Origin of the sequence: Rhodococcus sp. NCIMB 12038, assembly GCF_002165735.1 — a bacterium.
Classification (GTDB): Bacteria; Actinomycetota; Actinomycetes; order Mycobacteriales; family Mycobacteriaceae; genus Rhodococcus_F.
Map to the genome: position 1 here is coordinate 37,992 of NZ_NHML01000027.1, position 22,819 is coordinate 60,810.

Here is a 22,819-nt window from a genome sequence, read left to right on the forward strand (position 1 = left end):
CCGAATGGCGGTGACTCCGGTCGCCGGGCAACCGGAGTCACCAGAAATCAGGGCGGCCTCGGCACCAACTCGTCTCGTCGGCGCAGGCGCCGGGGCCTGCGGTTGCGGTGGGGAGCGCTGTGCGGCAAGGGAAAACATCGCTTTCGCCCCCTTCTGAGCCCTACAGTTCTCGGTCAGGCGCTGACAGCCTTCCGTTCGGAATGTCCACTGCTGATCTCGATCTTGCGCGGCTTGGCCTTCTCCGCAAACGGAATGGTCAACCGCAGCACACCGGCGTCGTAGTGCGCCTCGATCTTGTCCGCGTCGAGGTTCTCGCCCAGGAACAACTGCCGACTGAACAGGCCCCGTGGCCGCTCGGCCGCCACCATCTCCTGAGTCTCGTCGAGTGCCGGTCGTTCGGCGCGGACCGTCACTGTGTCGCGTTCGATGTCCAGATCCAGCGAGTCGGCGTCGACTCCGGGGAGGTCGAATTCGACCACGAAACGGTTGTCTTCACGCCAGGCGTCCATCGGCATCACCGCCGGACGGGCCGCGGTGCCGAGGATCTGCTGTGTCAGACGGTCGAGATCGCGGAACGGATCCGTACGCATCAACATCGTGTCCACCTCCAGAAACCCTCTCATTTCGCTAGGTAAACTGCAGCAGATGCTGTAGATTCGGTATATCACCAGCCACAAACGATGGCAAGAGAAAACCGGAGAAAATCCCGATCGGAGGCTAGATGTCCGAGAAGTTCCAGTCGAGATCCCGGCGCGGGGTCTACGGCATCTCGGTGGCCTCCGAGCTGTCCGGTTTCGGCATCGCGGCGCTGCGCCTTTACGAGGAGTACGGTCTGGTGACCCCGACGCGAACCAGCGGTGGCACCCGCCGCTACAGCGACTACGACGTGGGCCGTCTCAAACGCATCGCGGAACTCATCGACGCCGGGGTCAACCTCGTCGGGATCGGCCGGGTGCTCGACCTCGAGCACCGCACCGGCGAACTCGAACGCCACAACCGGCGCCTCGAAGCTGCCAACGCCCGTCTCCGTGGCCGAGTGGAAGCGACGGACGTCGCCGACGTGGTTCCCGAAGCCGACCGATTCGAGCAGTAAGTCCATTTACCGGGAAGGGGTGTGTGTCATGAGCGAGAACACCACAGTCCACCTGGCCCTGTCCGAGGCCACACGAGCGCTCGAAACCGTCACCACGGCGCTCGCCACGCTGCGCGACGAGGCCGCCGCCCATGAACCACTCACCGGTGTGCTCGACCGGCTCGCCCATACGGTGGTGGCCGCGGTGCCCGAGGCCGACGCCGTCACCGTCACCCATCTCGAAGTGTCCGGCCCGCGCACGGTCGCGCTGACCGACGAGTCCGTCGCCGTCATCGACGACCACCAGTACGAGGCGGGCCGCGGCCCGTGTCTGCAGGCCGCCACCTCCGGGCAACCGGTCCGCGCGGTGGTCGGCGAGTATGCCGAGCTGTGGCCGGAATTCACCGCCGCTGCGAAGGAGGCGGGAGTCCGGGCGTATCTCTCGGTCCCGCTGCTGCTCGCCACCCCGGGGGAAGGTCCGGGTGAGTTGGCAGGCTCGTTCAACATCTACGCCCGGAGCGCGGGCGCGTTCGACCCGTTCGACGAGACACTCATGGAACTGTTCAGCACCGCCGCGTCGGCCGCGATCAGCAACGCCCGCCGCTGGCACCGTGCGCGCACCCAGGTCGAGCAGCTCACCGAGGCGCTCACCACGCGGGCCGAGATCGACCAGGCCAAGGGAGTGCTGATGGCCGTGCACCGGATCACCGCCGACGAGGCTTTCGCCCGCCTCACCGACACCTCCCAACGCACCAACACCAAACTGCACGAACTCGCCCGCAACTTGATGGCTCAGTCGATCGAGCGCGGCGTCCCGACCGGGAACGGTCGCCGTGAACCGGGGCAGACGTGAACCGGGATCGAGGAGGAGTTCAACCGATGACTACGTGTCCGCACATCACCACCGATCGGGACGAGATCCGCCGGTGGATTCAGGCCCATCACGGCGCACCCGCCCGTGACGGCACGGGCGCCCTGCGGATCGACTTCCTCGGTGGCCCCGGCGAGTTCGAACACCTGTCGTGGAACGACTGGTTCACCGAGCTCGACAACCGGGGGCTCGCATTGTGTTATCCGGGCCCGCACATTCGCGGCGGCACCAGCGCCTGGTTCGAACTCGTCCCCCGGGCCGGTCGACGTGCCGGAGATGTGTCTTCCCCGCCCTGACTCGAAGTCGCAGGGAAAGCTTTAGAGCGTGTCTCATGTGGATGAAGTGATGTGTGGGACATAATGTGACGCGTGGTAGATGAGTTATCACTGAGGTTGGTTCCGGATGCGTTGTGGCAGATAGTCGAACCTTTGATCCCACGTTTTGTCGCCCGCCCGCAGGGAGGCGGAAGTACGCCGGCCGACGACCGGGCGGTGTTCACCGCGATCGTGTATGTGCTCACCAGCGGATGTGCGTGGCGGCATCTGCCGCCCTCGTTCGGGGTCACGGTTCCGACGGCGCATCGACGGTTCACAGCGTGGGTGGCGGCGGGGGTGTTCGAGAAGCTGCACTGCGAGGTGCTCGACCGGCTCGGGATCGCGGGTGAACTCGACTGGACGGCAGCAATCCTGGACGCGGCAAGCGTCCGGGCAAAAAGGGGGGCTCGCTGACCGGGCCCAGTCCCGTCGACCGCGGCAAGAAGGGATCGAAGATCCACGTTCTGTCCGAAGCGAATGGAATCCCGCTGGCCGTGGACGTATCCGGGGCGAACACCCACGACAGCACGATGCTGCAACCATTGGTTGCCGCGATCCCGGCGGTGAGGTCCCGGCGTGGACCACGCCGCCGCAAGCCGGGAAAGCTTCGCGCCGACAAGGGCTACGACTACGACATACACCGACGGTGGCTTCGCGAACACGGCATCATCCCGCGGATCGCCCGCCGCGGCATCGAGCGAAATGATCGCCTCGGCCGGTACCGGTGGAAGATCGAACGCACCATCGCCTGGCTCACCGGCTACCGACGCATGACCATCCGCTACGAACGCCACGGCGAACACTTCACCGGATTCCTCCACCTCGCCGCCGCACTCACCTGCTTCAAGAAACTTCCCACATGAGACACGCTCTAAGAGTCTTTCCAGTGAATCTGCACGATTCGAACCATTCCCATTCCATCGCCACTCGATGACAGTGGTCGGATCGATCCACACCCGTCACCGATGAAGGGACCACCGAGTGAGCGGCCGGCTTCACATCAACGTCAACATCCTCAACGCCGGGGTCTTCGGTGGATCGTGGCGGTTTCCCGGGACGGACGGCCTGGCCAGCTACTCGATCGACCACTACACCTCGATCGCGAAGAAGGCGGAGGCCGCCAAGCTCGACGCCGTCTTCCTTGCCGACGGACCTTCGCTCGACCCGAGTGTCACGCACCGGACAGGCAACAACCTCGAGCCGACCACCGTACTGGCGAGGGTTGCTGCACAGACCGAGCGGATCGGGCTGATTGCGACGCTGTCATCGTCCTACAACGATCCCGTCGAGCTCGCCAGACGACTCGGCGACCTCGATCACCTCAGTGGTGGCCGGTTCGGCTGGAACGTCGTCACGACGGTGGGGCCGATCGCCGCGCGAAACTTCGGACGCACCGGCGAGCCGGACCACGGCCTCCGCTACCGGCGGGCAGCGGAATTCGTGGAGCAAGTCGTCGCCGCATGGGCCGCCCGAACCGACTTCCCTTCGCCCCAGGGTCGACCGGTCGTCGTTCAGGCGGGAGGCTCCAGCGACGGCAAGCAGCTGGCATCGCGTGTCGGCGAGGTCGTCTTCTCCGCCGAGCAGGATATTCGGAAGGCAAAGGGCTTCCGCACCGAGTTGCGCGAAGGCGCCCGGTGTTTCGGCCGGGACCCGGACGGGATCGTGATCCTGCCTGGACTGTCGACTGTTCTCGGTAGCACGGAGGCCGAGGCGATCGAGCGGCGCGAACTGCTGGACGACCTGCTCCCCGACGCCTACGCGCGCGGCCGGCTCGCGGGACAACTCGGCTTCTCGCTGGACGGGCTTGCCGACGACGAGCCGATCCCTGCGGAGCTGCTCACCGAGCCGGACGAGGCAGGCGGGTCACAGACCTTCTACCGGGTCGTGAAGGACATCATCGACCGGGAAAACCCGACCCTGGGACAGCTGTTGAAGAAGCTGTCAGGGGGTGGTGGGCATCGCATCGTGGTCGGCACCCCCGAGCAGGTCGCGGACGACATCGAGCGATGGTTCCGCCACGGCGCAGCTGACGGGTTCAACGTGATGCCCGACGTATTGCCTTCCGGATTCAATGACTTCGTCGACCACGTCATCCCCGAGCTGCAGCGGCGCGGTCTCTTCCGCACGGAGTACGACGGGACGACCCTGCGAGACCACCTCGGTCTCGACGTCCCGGACGTACCGGCCGGAGTGTGGGACAGCGACCTCTCGAAGCCGCTCGCTGAGCGCTCCCACGGAACCAGAAGAGGCAACACATGAGCACCCCGATCCTGATCGACCTCGCCGTCGGCGACGCACGCGCAGGTGCCGAGACCGACCGCTTCGACCCGGTCACGCTCGCCGCGGCTGTCGCGGTCACCGAAGCGGCGCAGAAGGCCGGCGTCGCCGCGCTGCGCCTGCTGGACACTGTCGGTGGCCGCCCCGCGATCGATCCGAGCGTCGCCGGTGCGTATCTCGCCGGCCGGTTCGGCGACATCGGCTACCTCGTCGACGTGCCGACGACCCACAACGCGCCGTACAACGTTGCCCGGCGGATTCTGTCGTTCGACCGGGCCACCTCCGGCCGCGTCGGTGTGGTCCTGCGCCCCGGTGCAGGCGACGAGGTGAGTACTGCCACGGCGCCGGACCCTGCCGCCACCTCTCCATCGGAACGCTGGTCGGAGTACGTCCGGACCCTGACGCGCCTGTGGGAATCCTTCCCCCGGGACGCGCTGATCGGGAACCAGGAACGCGCAGTGGTCGTGGACGACGAATTGATTCGTGCAATCGACCACGAGGGCCGGTTCTACCGGGTCGCGGGGCCGTTGGACGGACCCTCGTCGGTGCAGGGACGCCCGGTCGTCGTGGCCGCCGACCCGGACGTGCTCGGTTGGGCGGCGGTGGCGCAGTCTGCCGACGCGGTGGTCGTCGATCGGAGGCAGTCGGCGGGGGCAGACCTCGCTCTGACTGCCGGCCTCGAACAGGCCGGCCGAAAGCGCGAGGACGTCGCTCTCATCGGACGGGCGACTGTGACGCTGCCCGACGACGCCAGTGCACTGGCCGACGAACTCGCCGGATGGATCGACTGCGACAGGTTGGACGCTCTGGAGTTGGTGCCGACCGGAGGGGTCGACGGCGTCCTGGCTGCGGTGCGCAGGCTGGTGCCGCTGCTGTCCGCCTCGACAGGACCGACGCTGAGGGCGTCCCTCGGCCTGCGCGAAACCGTGGAGGCGTTGTCGTGACCGCCGTGTACCCGGAACACGGGTCGATCGAGGGGAGGTCGGTCTCCGTACTCACCGTGGCGGGTATCCGCGCCGCGGTCCACCCCGTCCTGCGCCGCCTGGGCGATACCGCCGGGGCGCGGGAGAAGGCGCGCGACTACGCTTTCGGCGAGGTCCGTGCACTCGCGGACGCGGGGATCGCGCTGGTCGGCGTCGCCCGGGAGGACGGTGGTGCAGGTGGCTCGCTGCGTGATGTGGCCGAGATCGTCATCGAGGTGGCGCGGGCCGACTCCAGTGTGGCGCAGGCATTGCGAATCAGTTTCATCGTCGCCGAGCAGGTATCGAGCCGGCCCGATCTGCCGCACCGCGACATGATTCTGACGCGACTGCGCAACCGGGACCTGTTCGCCGGAACGAGCAATGAGCGAACCGGAGGCGCGAGCGGGCAGGTCAATGCGACGGCCCGGCGGGACGGTGCGGGCTGGGTGGTCGACGGCGAGAAGTACTACTCGACCGGTGGGCTCTACGCATCGTGGTTCTCGACCCAGGCACTCGCCGACGACGGGACGGTGGTTCGGTTCACCGTGCCCGTCGACCGCGAGGGAGTCGAGCGACTTGACGACTTCGACGCCGTCGGTCAGCGGCTCACCGCCAGTGGCACCACCCGCCTGACCAACGTGCGCGTATCCGATGACGAGGTGACCTTCCCCGACCAGGCCCAGCCGGACAACCCGTGGCCCGGCAGCTTCGCGCAGTTTTATCTCGCGGCGATACAGGCCGGTGTTGCCGCGCGTGCGCTCGACGACGCGGTCGGTTACGTGCGGGAGAAGGCCCGGCCGATCAAGCACAGCTCCGCGGACACGAGCGTCGAGGATCCTTACGTGCGGCAGACAATCGGACAGATCGCCGGCCGTGCCCAGGCGGCGCGGGCCGTCGTGCTGTTGGCAGCCGAGACACTGGAAGATGTTCGGGGGCTCACCGGGCCCGCCGCACGCGCTGCCGGTGCTGCTGCCGCGGTTCACGTCGCGCACGCGAGTGCGATCGCAATCGAGTCCGCGCTCGACGCCGCGGAACTGCTCTTCGACGTGGGCGGCGGCTCGATCACCAATCGTGACCTCGGATTCGACCGGCACTGGCGCAACGCGCGCACCGCCGCCAATCACAACCCGCGGCAGTGGAAGCAGGCGATCGCGGGGGCGTACCACCTGACCGGTGAGGAACCACCGACCACCGGCCTCTTCTGACCACCGACCGACAACAAGAAACCGATCAGAACGGAAGAAACGACACCGATGACCGCCAGCCCCTTCGATCTCACCTACGCCGCCGCCGAGGACCGCGGCGAGAAAGTCCCCTACCGTCGCACCGGAAACTCCGGTCTCGATCTGCCCGCCTTCTCGTTCGGGCTGTGGCAGAAGTTCGGCAGCGACTATGCCTTCGCGACCCAGAGGGAGATCATCCTCCACGCATTCGACCTGGGGATCACCCACTTCGACAACGCCGACCGCTACGGGCCCCCGCACCGCGCGGCCCAGCAGAACTTCGGCAGGGTGCTCGCCAAAGACCTCGCGCCGTACCGGGACGAACTCATCCTGTCGACCAAGGCAGGCAACCCGATCGGTCCGAGCCCGTATCTCAAAGGCGGCTCGCGCAAGTCGATCCTCACCTCGCTCGACCACAGTCTGCGCGACCTCGGCACCGACTACGTCGACATCTTCTACCACCACAGCCCCGACCTCAGCACACCGCTGGAAGAATCGGTCGGTGCACTGGTCAGTGCGGTGGAGCAGGGCAAGGCGCTCTACGTCGGCATCTCCAACTACCTGCCCGACCGCACCCACGAAGCCGCCGAACTGTTGCGCCAGGCCGGTGTCCCGCTGCTCATCCACCAGGCACGCTACTCGATCTACGACCGACGTCCCGAACAGAACGGCCTGCTGGACACCGCCCACCAGGACGGATTCGGGCTCATCGTCTACTCACCGCTGGCGCAGGGTCTCCTGACCGACAAGTACCTGGAGACGATTCCCGAACACGCACGGGCGCAGAACAGCTCGTTCCTGTCGCCGGATGTGATCGACGAGACGTACCGGCAGCGCACCGCCGAGCTCAACAAGATCGCCGAGGCCCGCGGGCAGTCACTCGCCCAGCTCGCGTTGCAGTGGGTACTGCGCCGCCCGGAGGTCACGTCGGCGCTGATCGGTGCGAGTTCGACCGAGCAACTCGATCACAACATCGCGGCCCTGAACTTCCCGGCGCTCGCGGACGACGAACTCGCGCTCATCGAGGAACACGGCGTGCACGGCACCGGACTCGAGCTCTGACCGAGCAGATTTCGGGAGACGACAACTGAAAAAGCCCGCCCAGGCGGATGCTGCAACAACCGCAGCATCGGCCCGGGCGGCCTACTGTGAACGTCCTGGTAGCGCGTCCGCGTTCACTCCCCCAGTAGCGGCAACAGCTGATTGCCTTGACGCTCGATCTCCCGTACATACGGAGTGTCCGACAGCACGAAATGGGTGATGCCGAGGTCCTGATACTTGCGCAGCGACTTCGCGACGTCTTCCGGGGAGCCGACGAGCCAGGTGGTGCCGGCGCCACCGCCACCGACCTTGCCGGGGGCGGTGTACAGATTGTCGTCGAGCACCTCGCCGCGGGTAGCGAGGTCGAGGAGTCGCTGCTGTCCCACAGCGGTCTGGCGGTGCGGGTTCTGCGCAGGTGCACCCTGGTTCTTCGCCATCTCCGCTACCCTCGCCTCCGCTTCGGCCCAGGCCTGATCGGTCGTGTCCCGGACGAAGGTGGTGATCCGCAGACCGAACTCGAGTGGTGCGTGCTCCCGGCCGAGTTCCTCGCTCAGTGCCCGCAGGCGCTCGATCCGTTCCCGTACCCCTTCGAGGGGTTCGCCCCAGAAGAGTTGGACGTCAGCTTCGGCGGCTGCTACCCGCTCAGCGGCGTCGGAGGCCCCACCGAAGTAGAGCTTCGGGTGGAGCCGGTCTCCGCGTGGCGCGATCCGGGGCACCACCGTGGAGTCGGTGACCTGGAAGTGCTCGCCCCGGTAGGTAACGTTCTCCTCCGTCCACAGCTTGCGGACGAGTTGCAGGAACTCCTTGGTGCGCGCGTAGCGGGCGGCCTGGTCGCTCTCGCGTTCGCCGTACGCTCCCAGGTTGTCCTTCCCGGACACGATGTTGATCCGGACCCGCCCACCGGACAGATGGTCGAGACTCGCTGCAGCGGAAGCAAAGTGCGCCGGGGACCAGTATCCGGGCCGAACGGCGACGAGGGGCTCGAACGTCGTTGTCCGGGCGGCGAGGGCGGTGGCGACGGTGAGGGTGTCCGGGCGACCCCATCCGGTGCCGATCAGTGCGCCCTTCCAGCCGTGTTCCTCCAGAGCCTTCGCCTGGGCGGTGAGGGTGTCGAGGCTGTTGTGGTCGACCGTGACGGGCTCGCCGCGGTGTCCCGGCGTCACCTGATTCGGGATGTACCAGAGGAATTCGAGACTCATGGGTTGGTGATTCCTGTTCGGTGGTGGTGGTCAGCGGGCGAGTTCGGCGAGCTGGGCTCGGCGAACGTCGGTGGTTTGTCCTTGGACCAGGACGAAGAGCGCCGACCGTGCATGGAGCTGCGCCGTGTCGTCGCCACTCAGGCCCCGACCGGCCCGCGCTATCAGCAGTGCACGGGTGATCGTGGACAACGCCTCGCCACTGGCGACCTTCGTCGCGAGACGTTCGCCGATCCGGTGCGGACCGCCTCCCGCGGCGGTGGCCTCATCGGACAGCTCGTACGCCATGTTCCGGATCTGTGCGATGCGTGGCCGCCAGGTTGCCGCTACGTCCTCGGCGAGCGGCTGTGCTGTCTGTTCCAGTTCCTGGAGGACCGTTTCTGCAAGCCCGAAGTGGTGACCGCGTGCATCGCTCGCCGTGCCGATGTCGTTGAACCGAGTTTTCTCCAGCGTTTGGGCGGAGAGCACGTGCTCGTCGGGTACGAACACGTCGTCGAGGTCGACCCGCGCGGTCCGGCTGCCGGCGACGGCGCCGAGTCGCAGCGGGCCGACACTGCGCGTGCGGTCGCTCACCGGCACGAGCGCGGTGACCACGGTCTCCGTCTGCCGTTCCACCGCGTCGACTGTCAGGGCGTTGTTGAGCCCCCACCCGCTGACCCAGGAGATGGCGCCGGTGAAGATCCAGCCGCCGTTCGTCCTTTCGGCCGCGATGTAATGGTCGGGGAACCTTCGGACGTCGCTGACTCCGGCGCCGAGCAGGATTTCGCCACGCAGAATTCGCTCGGCGAGTTCCGAAACCGGTTCGCCCGGTTTCCTGGATTCGACGATTCGTCCTGCCATCGGCGCGTGCTGCGCCCACACGAGCCACGTGTTGAAGCACGCGCCGGCGATGATCTCGTGCAGGCGGCGATCGGTGTTGCGGTCGATGGCGAGGCCACCGTATTCGTGTGGCGCTTGATGGTTCAGGAGCCCCAGCGCAGCGAGTTCGTCGATACGTCTTCCGGCGACCCCGTTGCGGTCGGTCGACAGGGCTTCGGGGCGCAGCACTCGTTCGGCGTACTCCCGCACCTGAGCGACGAATGGGTGGCGGTCTGCGGCTGTCACGGATTCGGCCGCACTGACGGCCGTGTTCGCCGCTGTCATGTCGTCCCTTCCCTACTCGGTCCCAGAGGGATGCCTGGCACGCGACGGAGTGACGGTGGCTAGCATCCGGACACCGAGAGACTAGCCCCGGTTGTCGCCGCCGATCGTTCACCGCCTCCGCCGTCCACGACGAGAAACAGGGCCTGACGTGGGACTGCGCGACGCGATCGGACATTAATTCGTCCCGATCGGAAACATGCAGTGCAACTGCACCTTCGGCTGCCGGGGTTTCAATCGAGCTGAAGAAAAGGGGCGCTCGAACAGACGACGAATCGTAGGCTCACGGGCGACCATCCGGAGCGACGGAGAGACCCTTGGTTCGTGGTGCGACCGAGCCGTTTCACCGTCACTGTTCTTCCCGAGACTGGAGTCTTCGTCGATGACCTCGAACACGCCCTTACATCTCGCTGCCGCTCTCGACGGCGCGGGCTGGCATCCCGCCGCGTGGCGCGAACCGAACTCACGCCCGGACGAGTTGTTCACCGGCGCCTATTGGACCGACCTCGCTGCCGTCGCGCAGCGCGGCCTGCTGGACTTCGTCACCATCGAGGACAGCCTGGCGGCGCCGGTGAATCGCCACGCACCCGACGCGGCGGACTCCGTGGACCGGGTCCGGGCGCGCATCGACGCGCACCTCGTCGCGGCGAGGATCGCGCCGGTCACACGGCACCTCGGCCTGATCCCGACGATCACCACGACGCACACCGAGCCGTTCCACGTGTCGAAGGGCATCGCGACCCTGGACTACACCTCCCGCGGCCGCGCGGGGTGGCAGGTCAAGGTGTCCGGGCACGCCGACGAGGCCGCGCACTTCGGCCGTCGCGCCGTGCCGGAAATCACGGCGCAGGACTGGACGGCCATCGCGGAGGGCACGCTGCCGGAGGTGTTGGTCGACCAGTTCGACGAGGCCGGCGACTTCGTCGAGGTCGTCCGCCGGTTATGGGACAGCTGGGAGGACGGCGCGGAGATCCGCGATGTCGAGAACCGCCGCTTCATCGACCGTGACACGCTGCACTACATCGACTTCGAGGGTCGCTACTTCAGCGTCCGCGGCCCCTCCACCACGCCGCGACCGCCGCAGGGACAGCCGGTGGTCACCGCACTCGCCCATCAGGCGCTGCCGTACGAACTGGCGGCCCGCGGCGCCGACCTCGTGTTCGTCACCCCGGCCGACGACGTCGACGCGCAGTCCGTTCTCGCCGACGTGGCCGCGGCGTCCGAACAGGTCGGGCGCACCGGTGAGCCGCTCCGGGTCTACGCCGACCTGGTGGTGTTCCTCGACAACGACCGCGAATCCGGGGCAGCCCGGCTGCGTCGCCTGGACGGTCTCGCCGGGATCGAGTTCGCCTCGGACGCCACCGTATATGCGGGTTCTGCCGACGACCTCGCAGACCACCTCGCGGCATGGCAGCAGTTGGGATTCGACGGTTTCCGGTTGCGACCGGGAGTCGCCGTCGACGATCTGGAGACAGTGTCGTCCACGCTTGTGCCGATCCTGCAACGGCGCGGGCTGCTGCGCACCGAGTACCCCGACACGTTCCTGCGCGGTGTGCTCGGCCTGCCCACCGACGTCCCCAACCGGTTCGTCACGGGAACCCCGGCCGCCTGAGACCCCGCGACCCTTCAGACAAGGACACGTCACGATGAGCACACCCAAGAAGCAGGTCATCCTCGGCGCCTACCTCGGAGGCGTCAACCACCACACCGCATGGTGGGATCCCCGGGCGGGCAGCCAGATCGAGTTCGATTCGTTCGAACACACCGCACGGACCGCCGAGCGCGGCAAGTTCGACTTCTTCTTCCTCGCCGAGGGTCTCGCCCTGCGCGAGCGCGCCGGGCAGATCTTCGACCAGGACATCATCGGCCGCCCCGACACCTTCACGGTGCTCGCGTCCCTCGCCGCCGTCACCGATCACCTCGGACTGGCCGGAACCATCAACGCCACGTTCAACGAGCCGTATGAACTCGCCCGGCAATTCGCGTCGCTCGACCAGCTGTCTGGTGGTCGAGCGGCCTGGAACGTGGTGACGTCGTTCGACGCCTTCACCGGGCAGAACTTCCGACGCGGAGGGTTCCTGGACCACTCGCAGCGCTACGAGCGCGCCGAGGAGACCCTCGAAGTGGTGCGGCAGCTGTGGGATTCGTGGCGCGGTGACGATGTCGTGGCGGACAAGGAAAACGGCCGCTTTCTGCGCCGCCCGGACGCCGGGACATTCGACTTCCACGGCAGCCAGTTCGACATCCGCGGCCGGTTCACAGTGCCGCGCAGCCCTCAGGGCCGCCCGGTCCTCCTGCAGGCCGGCGTGTCACCGCAGGGGCGCGATTTTGCGGCAGGCAACGCCGACGCGATCTTCTCGCCCTACGGGAAGCTGCCCGAGGCCGCCGAGTTCTACCGCGACATCAAGGCCCGCGCGGTCTCGTTCGGGCGGAACGCCGACGACATCAAGATCCTCCCCTCGGCGAGCTTCGTCCTCGGCGACACCGAGGCCGAGGCGTGGGAGAAGTACCACGAGGTCCGAAACCAGCAGGTCACCGGCCAGACCGCGCTGATCCTGCTCGAGCAGATCTGGAACCGCGATCTCTCCACGTTCGACCCCGACGGACCTATCCCGGACATCGATCCGGATCCCGACGCGCCGCCGATCATCCAGGGCCGCGCATTCACATACCAGGACCGGTTCGAAACGGTCGCCACCCTGCGGGCCGTGTCGGAGGCGAAGAAACTCACCCTGCGGGAGACCGTCATCGACCAGTTCGAACGTGGCCCGATCGTCGGCACCGCCGCACAGGTCGCCGAGAAGATCGATGCGTTCGTACAGAACGACGGCTCCGACGGATTCATCATCGGCTCCCACCTCGTGCCCTCCGGACTCGACGAGTTCGTCGACCACGTGGTGCCGTTGCTGCAGGACCGGGGTGCGCTGCGCACCGAGTACACGGGAACCACGTTGCGCGACAACCTCGGCCTGCCGGTGCCGCACGATCGAATCTCCTATCCCGACCCGGTGTAGAACGGAAGGGTTTCGGTCACCGGATGGCTTTGTGGTTACGGTGATTTCAACTATCGACCGCGGCATCGGCGTCATGACACTGTAATTCTTCGATTCTAGTCGTACGGAGAACAGTCATGACCGAAAGTGCCACGCGCACCGAGTTCGTCGTCCGCACAGCCTCGTGGTCCGATCCCGACGCGGTGACATTGCGGGCGGCCATGGCCGCGGAAGTCGGCCCCAGGTATTCCGATCGAGTGTCGGACGCCGTTCGGGCCGCCACCAATGCGGTGGATCCGGAATCGGTGCATCTCACCGTTCTGGTATACGTCAGAGACGTCGAGTCCGCGGAGCCACGAGCCGTGGGCCATGCGGCTCTGCGCTGGAACGGCGACGATCTCGAGTTGAAGCGGATGTTCGTCGTGAAGGAGGAACGGGGAACCGGTGTCTCGACCGCGCTGCTCACCGCCGTCGAGAACGCGGCCCGAGACGCGAGGCGACCACGCTTGATCCTCCAGACCGGCGACCGGCAACCCGACGCGGTCAGGCTCTACGAGAAGAGCGGCTACTCGCGGATCCCGACCTTCTCCCCCTACGAGGCCCTCCCCTTCTCGAACTGCTTCGAGAAGATATTCGGATAGGAATCGCACCGTCACGTGAGCTGGGGTGTGTTCTCCCCCAACGGCAGGTCGAATCGCGTCCGCAGGGTCCGCTGGGGATCTTGATCGAGCCGGGCGCCCGCCCGGACGAGGCGCGGCACCACCTCGTCCACGAACAACCGGAGGTCGTCCGGCAGCACCGGGAGTTGCAGCGTGAACCCGTCGACGACCCCGCTGTCCCACCACTCGACGAGGTCGGCGGCGACGTCGTCCGGTGTGCCGATCACGAGGCGGTGTCCGCTGCCGCTCGTGCACAGCGCGCGCCTCCGCCTTCGTCTCCGCGATGACGGGAACGAGACCGGGAACGAGACGGATCGACTGTGTATCGCGGCCATGGGCCGGCGCCCGCTCACGCGCGTCGCGGGTGTAGTCGCACGCCGCTCCGATCGACAGGAGTGGCGCGTAGATCAGGTCGGCGTGCCTGCCGGCGAAGTCGATGCCCTGCCCGGAACCGCCTGCCTGGGCGATGAGGGGGTGCCCCTATGGTCCGGTAACGCGTCGCGGCCGAAATTTGCCGCGACATCGGGGTTGAAGCTGGTGACGGCGTTCCACACCACACGGCCGCCACTGATGTGGTCGAGTGTGGCGAGCCGTCGCGCCTGATTGTAGGGCGAGTTGCAGCCGTCGAGGCCGTCGGCAGGAACCCGATGTCGGGGACGTTCGCCGCGAGCGGCGAGAGGAGGTCAGCGGCGCGACGTGGAGTGGATCTCACGGACAGCCCGGGCGATGCGCTGCGCCCCGAGACGGAGGTCCCGTTCGCTCTGGTTCGTGAAGCCCAGGCGCAGGCTGCGTGCGTACAGTCCGCTCGCTGCGGGGTCGAAGTAGCGTCCCGACGAGAAGTCCGCGCCGAGCGCGTTCGCGGCGGCGCGCACCTCCGCGAGGTCGATATCAGGGTCGGTCACCGTGGCCCAGGCAAAGATTCCGCCTTCGGCCTGCGGAATCGACACCAGATCACCTGCCTCCGCGGTGAGAACATCGGACAGCAGATCCGCTCGCGCCCGGTAGAGGGTGCGGGCGTTCGCGACGATGCCGTCGAACAGTCCCGGCCTGCCGAGCAGATGCGCCACGGCGGACTGCGTCAGCAACGACGCGTGCTGATCGAGGTTCGCGCGCAACCGCAACAGTCCGGCCTGGAGCCAGGTCGGGGCGACCGCCCATCCCAGTCGGAGTCCGGGTCCGAGGGTCTTGGAGAACGTGTTGACCCGTACCACCCGATCGCTGTCGAGCCGGAAGTCCGGAACGGCCGTGCCCCGGAACCGGAGTTCGCGGTACGGGTTGTCGGAGACGACGACGAATCCGTAGCGCTCGGCGAGAGCGACGAGGCGCAACCGGTCCTCGGCTACGAGAGTCGTGCCGGTCGGATTGTGGAAGTCGGGGATCACGTAGAACAGCTTCGGGATCCGACCCGCCTGCAGGTGGCTCTCGAAGACATCGAGGTCGAGACGTCCCCCGGTGTTCGGCACCGGCAGGAGTTGGGCGCCGTAGTGGTCGAGTACTCGCAGCGCCACGGGAAAGGTCGGGCTCTCGACGGCCACCAGGTCGCCGGGGTCGAGGAGGGCCGCGAATACCAGGCTCAGTCCGTGCAGGGCGCCGTTGGTGACGACGACCCGGTCCGGATCGGCAACGGAATCGTCGCTCTCACGCGCCGCGATCCACTCGCGGAGCGTCTCGATGCCCGGGGCCACCGAGTACTGCAGCGCCCGTGCTCCTGTCGGGGGTGACGCGAGGGCGACCGCGAACGCGGCCGCCAGTTCGTTCACCGGCAGCGCCTCGTCGGCGGGGACCCCGCCCAGCAGGCGGACCGCGTCCGACGGCAGGGAGGCCGGCGGGGGNCCGAACCCGCCCGCCTCGAGCGGGCGGGCGATCAAGCTGGACAACGATGGCAGAGTGGAAGTGATGCTCGTCATGTTCGGAGTTCCTTCGTGGTCGGGAGAGATCGGCGGGTCACGCGGCGAGGGCGCGATCCGGAATCGCGGGCAGGCCGAGATTCCTTCGAAGCGCGTCGGATTCGTAGTCGGTGCGGAACAGTCCGCGCTTCTGCAAGATCGGAACGACGTGCTCGGTGAACGCCTCGACACCGCCGGGACCTTGTCCGGGCATGACGATGAAGCCGTCGGCACCGCCGTCGACGAACCACTGTTCGAGCCGGTTCGCGACCTGTTCGGGTGAGCCGACCGCGCGACCGTGACCTGCGGACCGTTGCTGCAGGGTGATCAACTGCCGAACCGTCCAGCCCTCGTCCACGGCCAGTTCGCGGAACACACCGTAGCGGCTCTGCCTGCCCTGTACCGACGCGACCGGCGGCAGCCACGACGGCGGAATCGTGTCGTCGAGCGCGAGGCCCGACAGGTCGACGCCGGACAGTTGCCCCTCGAGCGCGGTGCGGGAGGCGTCGCTGTAGTGCTGTTCGAACAGGTCGTCGTCGATCCGCCTGGCCTCTTCCTCGGTGCCGCCGATCGTCGTGCTGATTCCGGGTAGAACGAGGATGTTCGCCGGGTTGCGGCCCGCTGCGGCGGTCCGGGCCTTGAGGTCGCGGTAGAAGGATTGCGCTCCGCGCAGTGTCTGCTGCGCGGTATAGACGCCCTCCGCGAACGCTGCCGCGAACGCCTTGCCGTCGTCGGACGAGCCTGCCTGGAACAGCACCGGGTGGTGCTGTGCGGACGGCGGGAGCGGAAGGGGCCCTTCGACGGCGTAAAACTCGCCGCGGTGATCGATCGGGACGGCGGCGTCGTCGTCGACCCAGGAGTTCCACAGCGCCCGGACGACGGACACGTGTTCGAGTCCTTGCCGGTACCGCGCCTCGTGTTCGGGCAGCGGTGCGTCGCCGAAGTTGCGCTCCCCCGCAGCCGACGTCACCGCGTTCCACCCCACGCGACCACCGGAGAGGTGGTCCAGCGACTGCAACTGTCGTGCGAGGTTGAACGGCGCGGTGAACGTTGTGGACACCGTGGGAACCAGCCCGATGTGGTCCGTCAGGGCGGCGATCGCCGAGAACAGTGTCAGTGGTTCGGGTTTCGTACCGAGTTCGGTGTCCGATGTCAGTCCGTCGGCAGCGAACAAGACGTCGAACTTCGCGGCTTCCGCGGTCCGGGCGAGATGGGTGTAGTGGTCGAGGACGCGGCCGGTGTGCCGGACATCACCGGGGCGGACCTGCCCTCGGCCACCGTTGCCGGGCGGGTTGGTGAGAAGGCCGAGCCGGATCTGCCGGCGGGCGGGTTCTGCTGACACGATGCTGTGCTCCATTGTCGTTGTGCGGCGCGTGAATCACGCAGAAATGCGCTCGGTCGCTGCATGTAGTCCACTGTCCGGCAGCGCGTTCCGACAAAGCGTGTCACCAGTCTCCAAGCACCCCCGCCGACCTACAAGAGTTTGTCTCGCACCGATCCGAAGCCGCCGCTACTGCAGCCCGAAGGGCAAGACCACGGAACCGTCAGACCCGTCTCCGCCGGCCGTCCCAGACCGCGCATGCCGACGACAACGCCAGCATTCCGGCGCACACGGCAAGTGCCGCCGCCATCGCACGGCCGTAGTTCCCTGCCTCCACCGAGAGGACTCCGAGATAGAGGCCGGGCACCGCGGCGAGGCTGACGGTCGCCGACAACCGCTGCGACAACTGCAGGAATCCGACGGCCACGCCGCTCACTCCGGGCGGCGCGTGCTCGAGCGTCATCGCACGGTTGGGGGCGTCGACGAATCCGCTCGCGACCCCGGACAGGACGGCCAGGGCGGCGACCACCGCAAGCACCGACGTCCGCGGCAGCACCGTGACCGCGAGCACGTATCCGGCGACCACGAAGAGTTCCGCGACGATCGCACCCACCACCGCGGCGCGACCAAACCGAGCGACCACCCGCCAGCCGACGGCCGACGTCACGGCCATCATCACCGAACTTCCCGACATCACCAGGGCCGCGTGCAGCGGTGCGATGCCGAGTCCCTCGATCAGGTACAGACTCATCACGGCGTTCATCGCGAGAAGGGCGCCGAACCAGAACAACGCGACCGCCGTACCCAGGGTGTAGCCACGTGCCCGCATCAATGCAGGCAACAGCACCGGCGTGCCGCCGCGACTCGCGTACCGCCGTTCCCACCAGCGGAAACACCCCAGGGCCAGGATCGAACCCGACACCGACAGCACCGCTCGCGGCGCCCCGAGGTGCGACACCATCGGCAGCAGCAGAAGCGTCGTCGCAGCCGCGAGCAGCCCTAGACCGACGACATCGACTGTCGCACCCGACCGGGAACGGCTGTCGCGGCGCAGGAACAGCGCACCGAGCACCACCGTCACGACCGCGAACGGGACGTTCAGCACGAGCAGTAGCCGCCACCCCCGCTCGGGACCGCCGATCCCGAGGAGCACACCACCGAGGATCGGACCGATGAAACCGGCGAGTCCTCCGGCCGTTCCGTACGCCGCCAGAGCCTTGGCTCGACGCGGTCCGGAGTAGCGGTCGGAGATGATGCCGAGGACCTGGGAGCTGACGACTCCTGCCCCCACACCCTGGCCGAGACGGGCGGCGACGACGGCCCACGGCTCCGCGGCGAGGGCGCCGACCAGGCCCATGACGGCGAACAGGCTCAACCCCACGAGGAACAGCCGTCTCCGGCCGATCAGATCGCCCATCCGCCCCGCCGGGACCAGCGCGAGACCGAAGGTCAGCGAGTAACTCGCCAGAATCCACTGCACGTCCGCCGTCCCCGCGTCGAGGGACGACCGAATGGCCGGCAATCCGATGCCCAGCACGGCGGAGTCGAGGAGTGTGGTGAAACCGGCGGCGGCGCAGACGAGCACCTCCCGACGTCCGGCCGTGTCGCGGGGCGCCGGTCCGGCATCGGTGCGTTCCGGTGCTGTGTCGAGGTCGGTCAGGATCGGCCTAACGATTCTCGACCGCGGCGGTGCGGATGTGGTCGGCGTCTGCGAGCGCGACCACCCGCCCGGCCTCGGCCACGACCACCGGCCCCCGGTGTCCGCCGATTCGCCGCACTGCCGCCGGCAACTCCTCGGTGACTCCGACGACGGGCAGCGGCTGAGCGACGTGCGCGCCGACCGGGTCGTCGTCCGGAGCGTCGGACAGAGCCGCGGGATCGACGGACCCCAAGATCTCCGCGACGACGACCGGACCGGTGCCCGGGCGCGCCAGCACGACGGGTAGCGCCGGGGTGTCCGCGAGCACGGCACGGGCCTCGGCCACGGTCGCGGTGGACGGCACCGTCCGGGGTGCGATTCCCCAGCCGCCCAGTGCGTCACCCACGACGGGTGCGGTCACTGCGTGGTAGAGCGGGAAGCCCAGCCGTCCGAGCCACTCGTTGTCGAAGTACTTCGACAGGTAGGCCCGGCCCGAGTCCGGGACGATCACGAGCACGACGTCGTCCGGACCGAGAGTCCGCGCGACCCGCAGGGCTGCGGCGACCGCGGTGCCTGCGGAGCCCCCGACGAGGAGTCCTTCCTCCCGGGCGAGGCGGTGCAGCACCGTGAGGGCCTCGACGTCCGTGATCCGCTCGAGTCGGTCGACGACGTCGGGGTGATAAGAGTCCGGCCACTCGTCTGTCTCGGTCTGCGGGTGCAGGAAATGGCCTACGGATTCGATGTACCAGGCCCGTCCGTCTCCCCCGCCGTACACGGAGGTTTCGGGATCCGCGCCGACTATCTGCACGGCCCCACCGGAGACCTCGGTCAGGAACTCCCCTGTCCCGGTAATAGTCCCACCGGTTCCGACTCCGGCCACGAAATGGGTGACCCGGCCCTGGGTCTGACGCCAGATCTCCGGTCCGGTCGTGGTGCGGTGCGCGCCCGGATTGGCCGGGTTGTCGTACTGACCGGCGAGCCAGCCGCCGGGAATCTCCGCCGCGAGCCGAGTGGCGACGTTGCGGACGAATTCAGGATGATGACTGGGCCGTCCGCCGGGCGTCACATGCACCTGCGCCCCGTGCGCCCGCAGCAACGCGATCTTCTCAGTGCTGGTCTTGTCGGGCACGACGACGACCGAACGGTATCCCCGGGCGGCGGCGACCAATGTCAGCCCGACCCCGGTATTGCCCGACGTGCCTTCCACGACGGTGCCCCCGGGTAGGAGCTCTCCCGATTCCTCCGCCGCGCGAATCATGGCCAGGGCGGCACGATCCTTTACGCTCCCGCCGGGATTGAGGAACTCGAGCTTGGCATACACCGTCGCGGAGATGCCGTCGGTCACCCGGTTCAACCGGACGAGGGGCGTGTTGCCGATGGCTTCGGTGATCGAGTCGTAGACGCCGAGGCTCGCAGCATCGACTGTGTGGGGATCGAGGATGGTCATGCGTCTACCTTTCGAGGGCGCACCGAGGTCACTCGATCAGCATGGCAAGGACAGTCGCCGAACAACAGGATTCGAGTCACGCCGATCGGATCTTCGCATCCTCGAGATTCGAATTCTTTTCCGGCGACGGATGATCGGCTGTACTACGGGACGACCCGAGACCGAAGGGGGAGTCGAAAAGATGTCGACACCGGTGACAACACTGCAGCGCCATGACACGGAACTGTGGCAGTGGCGACTGTCTGCGCGTTGCCATGAAGAGGACGCGGAGATCTTCTTCCCGGCGGACGCCGAACGCAGGAACGCGCGCTTCCAGCGGGAAGATCTCGCCAAGGAGTTCTGCCGCGGATGCGCGGTGATGGAGGAATGTCTCGCGTATGCGCTCGACACCGGCCAACAGCACGGAGTCTGGGGAGCGACGACGCCGGGTGAACGGCTCGCACGACTGGGCCGCTGAGCTCCGAGAGCGTGAAAGCCGAGTTATATTCGCAAAGAATTGATTTGGTGCGCCGCTCCCGGAAAGCAAGTACGTTCAGTGTGCCGCGGTCTTGGGAGAGGCTGCGGTGACATGCGGTGTTCGAGAAGAGGGGTAAGAACACCGGACGTGGTGGATGACCCCGTCAACGACGTCTCCTCTAGACGCGTTGACGGGGCCTCCCTCGGCCCTCCTGTTACGCGGCGGGGCTCCGTCGCAGCTCCGGCCGGGCCAGCGCCCCTGGAATCTTTCCGGTGTCGCGTTCGGTGAACACCGTTCCCGGCGGGACGATCTCGTCGATCCTGTTTAACACTTCACCGGACAACGGCACATCGACCGCCTCCAGATAGGTGTCGAGGTGCTCGATGATGCGTGGTCCGACGATCGCGGACGTGACATCGGGGTGGGACAGCACGAACGCCAGCGACAATTGAATCAGGCTGATACCCAACTCGTCCGCCAGCACGGCAAGTGCGTCCGCGGCCGCGAGCTTGCGGGCGTTGGCGGGTGCGTCGATGTCGAAGCGGCCCTTGATCAGTTCGGCGCGGTACGACTCCGGCTGCGGGGCACCGATTCGGTACTTCCCGCTGAGCCAGCCCGCGGCGAGTGGACCGTAGGTGATCACGCCGAGCCCGTACTTGCGGGCGATCGGCAGCGTTTCCCGTTCGATGCCGCGGATCAGCAGCGAGTACGGAACCTGCTCGCTCGACGAGCGCTGCAGGTTCCGAAAGTCGGCCACCCACTGGGTCTCGACGAGTTCCGCCGGCGAGAACACGGACGTTCCGTAGTACCGAATCTTTCCGGCACGGACCAGATCGTCGAGTGCACCGACAGTTTCGCCGATCTCGGTGTGCGACTCGGGACGGTGCACCTGGTACAGGTCCAGGTAGTCTGTGCCGAGGCGCCGAAGACTGCCCTCCACGGCCTCGGTGATCCACCGACGCGAATTGCCGCGATGCTGGGGATTGTCGTCGACGGCATTGTGAAATTTGCTTGCCAGGAACACGTCGTCGCGGCGGCCCGTCAACGCCTTCCCGACGATCTCCTCGGATTCACCGCGGGAATAGGTGTCTGCCGTGTCGACGACGTTGATGCCCGCGTCCAGCGCCCGGCGGATCACCCGGATGCCGTCCTCGTGGGTGGTCTTACCGCGGGCCCCGAAGTTCATCGTGCCCAGCGTCAACGGGCTGACCTTCACACCGGTGCGTCCGAAGACGCGGAAGTCCTGCAGTGCCATCAGTGTTCGTCCTTTGCTGTGGTGGTAGCGCGTCGGCGAGTTGTCGCGTCGGTCAGTGACGGCGGAAGGTAACCCTCGTCCGCCGGGCTGATCGTGACTCCGGGAGCGACGATCTCGTCGATACGGTCCAGGATGTCGCTGCCCAGTCTGACGTCGACGGCGCCGAGCTGACTCTCGAGGTGCTCGAGGGTCCGCGGCCCGATGATGACGGAACTGACGGCGGGATGCTGGAGGACGAAGGCCAGGGAGAGGTGGATCAGCGACAGGCCCGCGTCGTCGGCCAGCTTCTGCAGTTCCTCGGCGGCGGCCCGCTTGCGCTGGTTGGCGACCAACTCCGGGTCGTGGCGGTGCGGCTGACGGGTCAACCGGCTCGACTCCGCGGCTTCCGTCTCGCCCGCGCGGTACCGGCCGGACAGCCAGCCACCGGCGAGCGGGCTCCAGGTGAGGACACCCAGCCCGTACTTCTCGGCGATCGGCAGCGTGGCACGTTCGGCTGCCCGCGCGAGGATGGAGTACGGCGGCTGCTCGGTGACCGGACGCTGCAGGTGACGCCTGTCGGCGGCCCACTGGGCTTCCACCAGTTGGTGCGGCTCGAACGTGGTGGTGCCGAAGTAGCGGATTTTGCCCTGCCGCACAAGGTCGTTCAATGCACCGAGGGTCTCGTCGAAGTCGGTGTCGGGGTCGGGGCGGTGGATCTGGTAGAGGTCCAGGTGATCGGTCCGCAACCGACGGAGGCTGCCCTCGATCGCCTGGAAGATCCAGCGCCGCGAGTTGCCCCGGTGAGTGGGGTCGGATCCGATCTGGCCGTGGAACTTGCTGGCGAGGATCACGTCGTCGCGGCGGCCTTGCAGCGCCTTCCCCACGATCTCCTCGTTCTCGCCCTGCGAGTACACGTCGGCGGTGTCGACGACGTTGATTCCGGCGTCCAGCGCGCGGTGGATGATCCGGGCGGCGTCCTCGTGGTCGGTGTTCGCCCAGGACCCGAAGTTCATCGCGCCGAGTGTGAGGGGGCTGACCTGCACACCGGTCCGTCCGAGGTGGCGGTACGTCATGATCGGTTTCTGCT

Annotated in this window: 22 protein-coding genes and 2 pseudogenes; 12 read left to right on the plus strand and 12 right to left on the minus strand. The window is 67.4% G+C overall.

The genetic code is table 11. The annotated features are described in order from the left end of the window. Positions 1 to 173 precede the first annotated feature (173 nt). Positions 174 to 596, minus strand: coding sequence for an Hsp20/alpha crystallin family protein (locus CA951_RS31735; protein WP_087560714.1), 423 nt, complete (start codon positions 594 to 596; stop codon positions 174 to 176). Positions 597 to 721: 125 nt separating this feature from the next. On the opposite strand from CA951_RS31735, the pseudogene CA951_RS31740 reads away from it, so the two are divergent. The 8 genes and pseudogenes from CA951_RS31740 to CA951_RS31775 form a co-directional block, all read left to right on the plus strand. Continuing rightward, positions 722 to 1,031, plus strand: a pseudogene (locus CA951_RS31740) (MerR family transcriptional regulator); the annotation flags it as partial. Positions 1,032 to 1,121: 90 nt separating this feature from the next. Then, positions 1,122 to 1,925 (plus strand): ANTAR domain-containing response regulator, encoded by an 804-nt coding sequence (locus tag CA951_RS31745; protein WP_087560643.1) that lies wholly within the window; start codon positions 1,122 to 1,124, stop codon positions 1,923 to 1,925. A 26-nt stretch (positions 1,926 to 1,951) separates the two neighbouring features. Next, a complete protein-coding gene (locus CA951_RS31750; protein ID WP_087560644.1) occupies positions 1,952 to 2,239 on the plus strand; it encodes a hypothetical protein in 288 nt (95 codons plus the stop codon). A gap of 72 nt (positions 2,240 to 2,311) precedes the next feature. Next, a protein-coding gene (locus CA951_RS31755; RefSeq protein WP_373414634.1) for an IS5 family transposase occupies positions 2,312 to 3,120 on the plus strand; the annotation gives its coding sequence in 2 pieces (ribosomal slippage) (positions 2,312 to 2,659 and positions 2,662 to 3,120; 807 coding nt in all). Positions 3,121 to 3,238: 118 nt separating this feature from the next. After that, positions 3,239 to 4,516, plus strand: a complete 1,278-nt coding sequence (locus CA951_RS31760; protein WP_087560646.1) for an LLM class flavin-dependent oxidoreductase — start codon at positions 3,239 to 3,241, stop codon at positions 4,514 to 4,516. Then, complete coding sequence (locus tag CA951_RS31765) at positions 4,513 to 5,478, plus strand: LLM class flavin-dependent oxidoreductase (RefSeq protein ID WP_087560647.1); 966 nt, start codon at positions 4,513 to 4,515, stop codon at positions 5,476 to 5,478. Before CA951_RS31760 ends, CA951_RS31765 begins: the two co-directional genes overlap by 4 nt. Continuing rightward, positions 5,475 to 6,701 carry an acyl-CoA dehydrogenase family protein gene (locus CA951_RS31770; RefSeq protein WP_256974170.1) on the plus strand — a complete coding sequence of 409 codons (1,227 nt, stop codon included), beginning with the start codon at positions 5,475 to 5,477 and terminating at the stop codon, positions 6,699 to 6,701. The genes CA951_RS31765 and CA951_RS31770 overlap by 4 nt, the downstream gene beginning before the upstream one ends. Positions 6,702 to 6,749: 48 nt before the next feature. Further along, positions 6,750 to 7,781 carry an aldo/keto reductase gene (locus CA951_RS31775; RefSeq protein ID WP_087560648.1) on the plus strand — a complete coding sequence of 344 codons (1,032 nt, stop codon included), beginning with the start codon at positions 6,750 to 6,752 and terminating at the stop codon, positions 7,779 to 7,781. A gap of 113 nt (positions 7,782 to 7,894) precedes the next feature. On the opposite strand, the gene CA951_RS31780 is transcribed toward CA951_RS31775, so the two are convergent. Together CA951_RS31780 and CA951_RS31785 are read right to left on the minus strand one after the other, a co-directional pair. Continuing rightward, complete coding sequence (locus CA951_RS31780; RefSeq protein WP_087560649.1) at positions 7,895 to 8,959, minus strand: LLM class flavin-dependent oxidoreductase; 1,065 nt, start codon at positions 8,957 to 8,959, stop codon at positions 7,895 to 7,897. Positions 8,960 to 8,989: 30 nt separating this feature from the next. Then, the gene (locus tag CA951_RS31785; protein WP_087560650.1) at positions 8,990 to 10,099 is read right to left on the minus strand and encodes an acyl-CoA dehydrogenase family protein; all 1,110 of its coding nucleotides are present in this window, start codon (positions 10,097 to 10,099) and stop codon (positions 8,990 to 8,992) included. Positions 10,100 to 10,478: 379 nt separating this feature from the next. Between CA951_RS31785 and CA951_RS31790 the strand changes: the two genes are divergently transcribed. The 3 genes from CA951_RS31790 to CA951_RS31800 all read left to right on the plus strand — a co-directional run bounded on the left by CA951_RS31790 (position 10,479) and on the right by CA951_RS31800 (position 13,730). Further along, positions 10,479 to 11,708, plus strand: coding sequence for an LLM class flavin-dependent oxidoreductase (locus CA951_RS31790; RefSeq protein WP_087560651.1), 1,230 nt, complete (start codon positions 10,479 to 10,481; stop codon positions 11,706 to 11,708). 34 nt (positions 11,709 to 11,742) lie between these two features. After that, positions 11,743 to 13,110, plus strand: a complete 1,368-nt coding sequence (locus tag CA951_RS31795) for an NtaA/DmoA family FMN-dependent monooxygenase (protein ID WP_087560652.1) — start codon at positions 11,743 to 11,745, stop codon at positions 13,108 to 13,110. Between the two features lie 116 nt (positions 13,111 to 13,226). Continuing rightward, positions 13,227 to 13,730: a GNAT family N-acetyltransferase gene (locus tag CA951_RS31800; protein WP_087560653.1), complete on the plus strand. Its 504-nt coding sequence runs from the start codon at positions 13,227 to 13,229 to the stop codon at positions 13,728 to 13,730. A gap of 11 nt (positions 13,731 to 13,741) precedes the next feature. Here the strand turns inward: CA951_RS31800 and CA951_RS31805 are convergent, their stop codons facing one another. The 7 genes and pseudogenes from CA951_RS31805 to CA951_RS31835 form a co-directional block, all read right to left on the minus strand. Beyond that, positions 13,742 to 13,975 carry a hypothetical protein gene (locus CA951_RS31805; RefSeq protein ID WP_087560654.1) on the minus strand — a complete coding sequence of 78 codons (234 nt, stop codon included), beginning with the start codon at positions 13,973 to 13,975 and terminating at the stop codon, positions 13,742 to 13,744. A 19-nt stretch (positions 13,976 to 13,994) separates the two neighbouring features. Continuing rightward, positions 13,995 to 14,216: pseudogene (locus CA951_RS45235) on the minus strand (LLM class flavin-dependent oxidoreductase); the annotation flags it as partial. Further along, positions 14,156 to 14,320: a hypothetical protein gene (locus CA951_RS45240; protein ID WP_087560655.1), complete on the minus strand. Its 165-nt coding sequence runs from the start codon at positions 14,318 to 14,320 to the stop codon at positions 14,156 to 14,158. The gene CA951_RS45240 and the pseudogene CA951_RS45235, both read right to left, overlap by 61 nt. Before the next feature lie 111 nt (positions 14,321 to 14,431). Then, positions 14,432 to 15,655, minus strand: a complete 1,224-nt coding sequence (locus CA951_RS31820) for a PLP-dependent aminotransferase family protein (protein ID WP_087560656.1) — start codon at positions 15,653 to 15,655, stop codon at positions 14,432 to 14,434. Positions 15,656 to 15,692: 37 nt separating this feature from the next. Beyond that, positions 15,693 to 16,976, minus strand: a complete 1,284-nt coding sequence (locus tag CA951_RS31825) for an NtaA/DmoA family FMN-dependent monooxygenase (RefSeq protein ID WP_218780542.1) — start codon at positions 16,974 to 16,976, stop codon at positions 15,693 to 15,695. Positions 16,977 to 17,178: 202 nt separating this feature from the next. After that, entirely contained in the window at positions 17,179 to 18,540 is a 1,362-nt protein-coding gene (locus CA951_RS31830; RefSeq protein WP_087560658.1) for an MFS transporter, read from the minus strand. Positions 18,541 to 18,622: 82 nt separating this feature from the next. Further along, positions 18,623 to 20,041, minus strand: a complete 1,419-nt coding sequence (locus CA951_RS31835; RefSeq protein WP_087560659.1) for a PLP-dependent cysteine synthase family protein — start codon at positions 20,039 to 20,041, stop codon at positions 18,623 to 18,625. A 181-nt stretch (positions 20,042 to 20,222) separates the two neighbouring features. Between CA951_RS31835 and CA951_RS31840 the strand changes: the two genes are divergently transcribed. Beyond that, the gene (locus CA951_RS31840) at positions 20,223 to 20,498 is read left to right on the plus strand and encodes a WhiB family transcriptional regulator (protein WP_087560660.1); all 276 of its coding nucleotides are present in this window, start codon (positions 20,223 to 20,225) and stop codon (positions 20,496 to 20,498) included. Positions 20,499 to 20,712: 214 nt separating this feature from the next. On the opposite strand, the gene CA951_RS31845 is transcribed toward CA951_RS31840, so the two are convergent. Both CA951_RS31845 and CA951_RS31850 read right to left on the minus strand, forming a co-directional pair. Beyond that, complete coding sequence (locus tag CA951_RS31845; protein ID WP_179220386.1) at positions 20,713 to 21,753, minus strand: aldo/keto reductase; 1,041 nt, start codon at positions 21,751 to 21,753, stop codon at positions 20,713 to 20,715. Then, a complete protein-coding gene (locus CA951_RS31850) occupies positions 21,753 to 22,805 on the minus strand; it encodes an aldo/keto reductase (protein ID WP_218780543.1) in 1,053 nt (350 codons plus the stop codon). Before CA951_RS31850 ends, CA951_RS31845 begins: the two co-directional genes overlap by 1 nt. Positions 22,806 to 22,819: the final 14 nt, after the last annotated feature.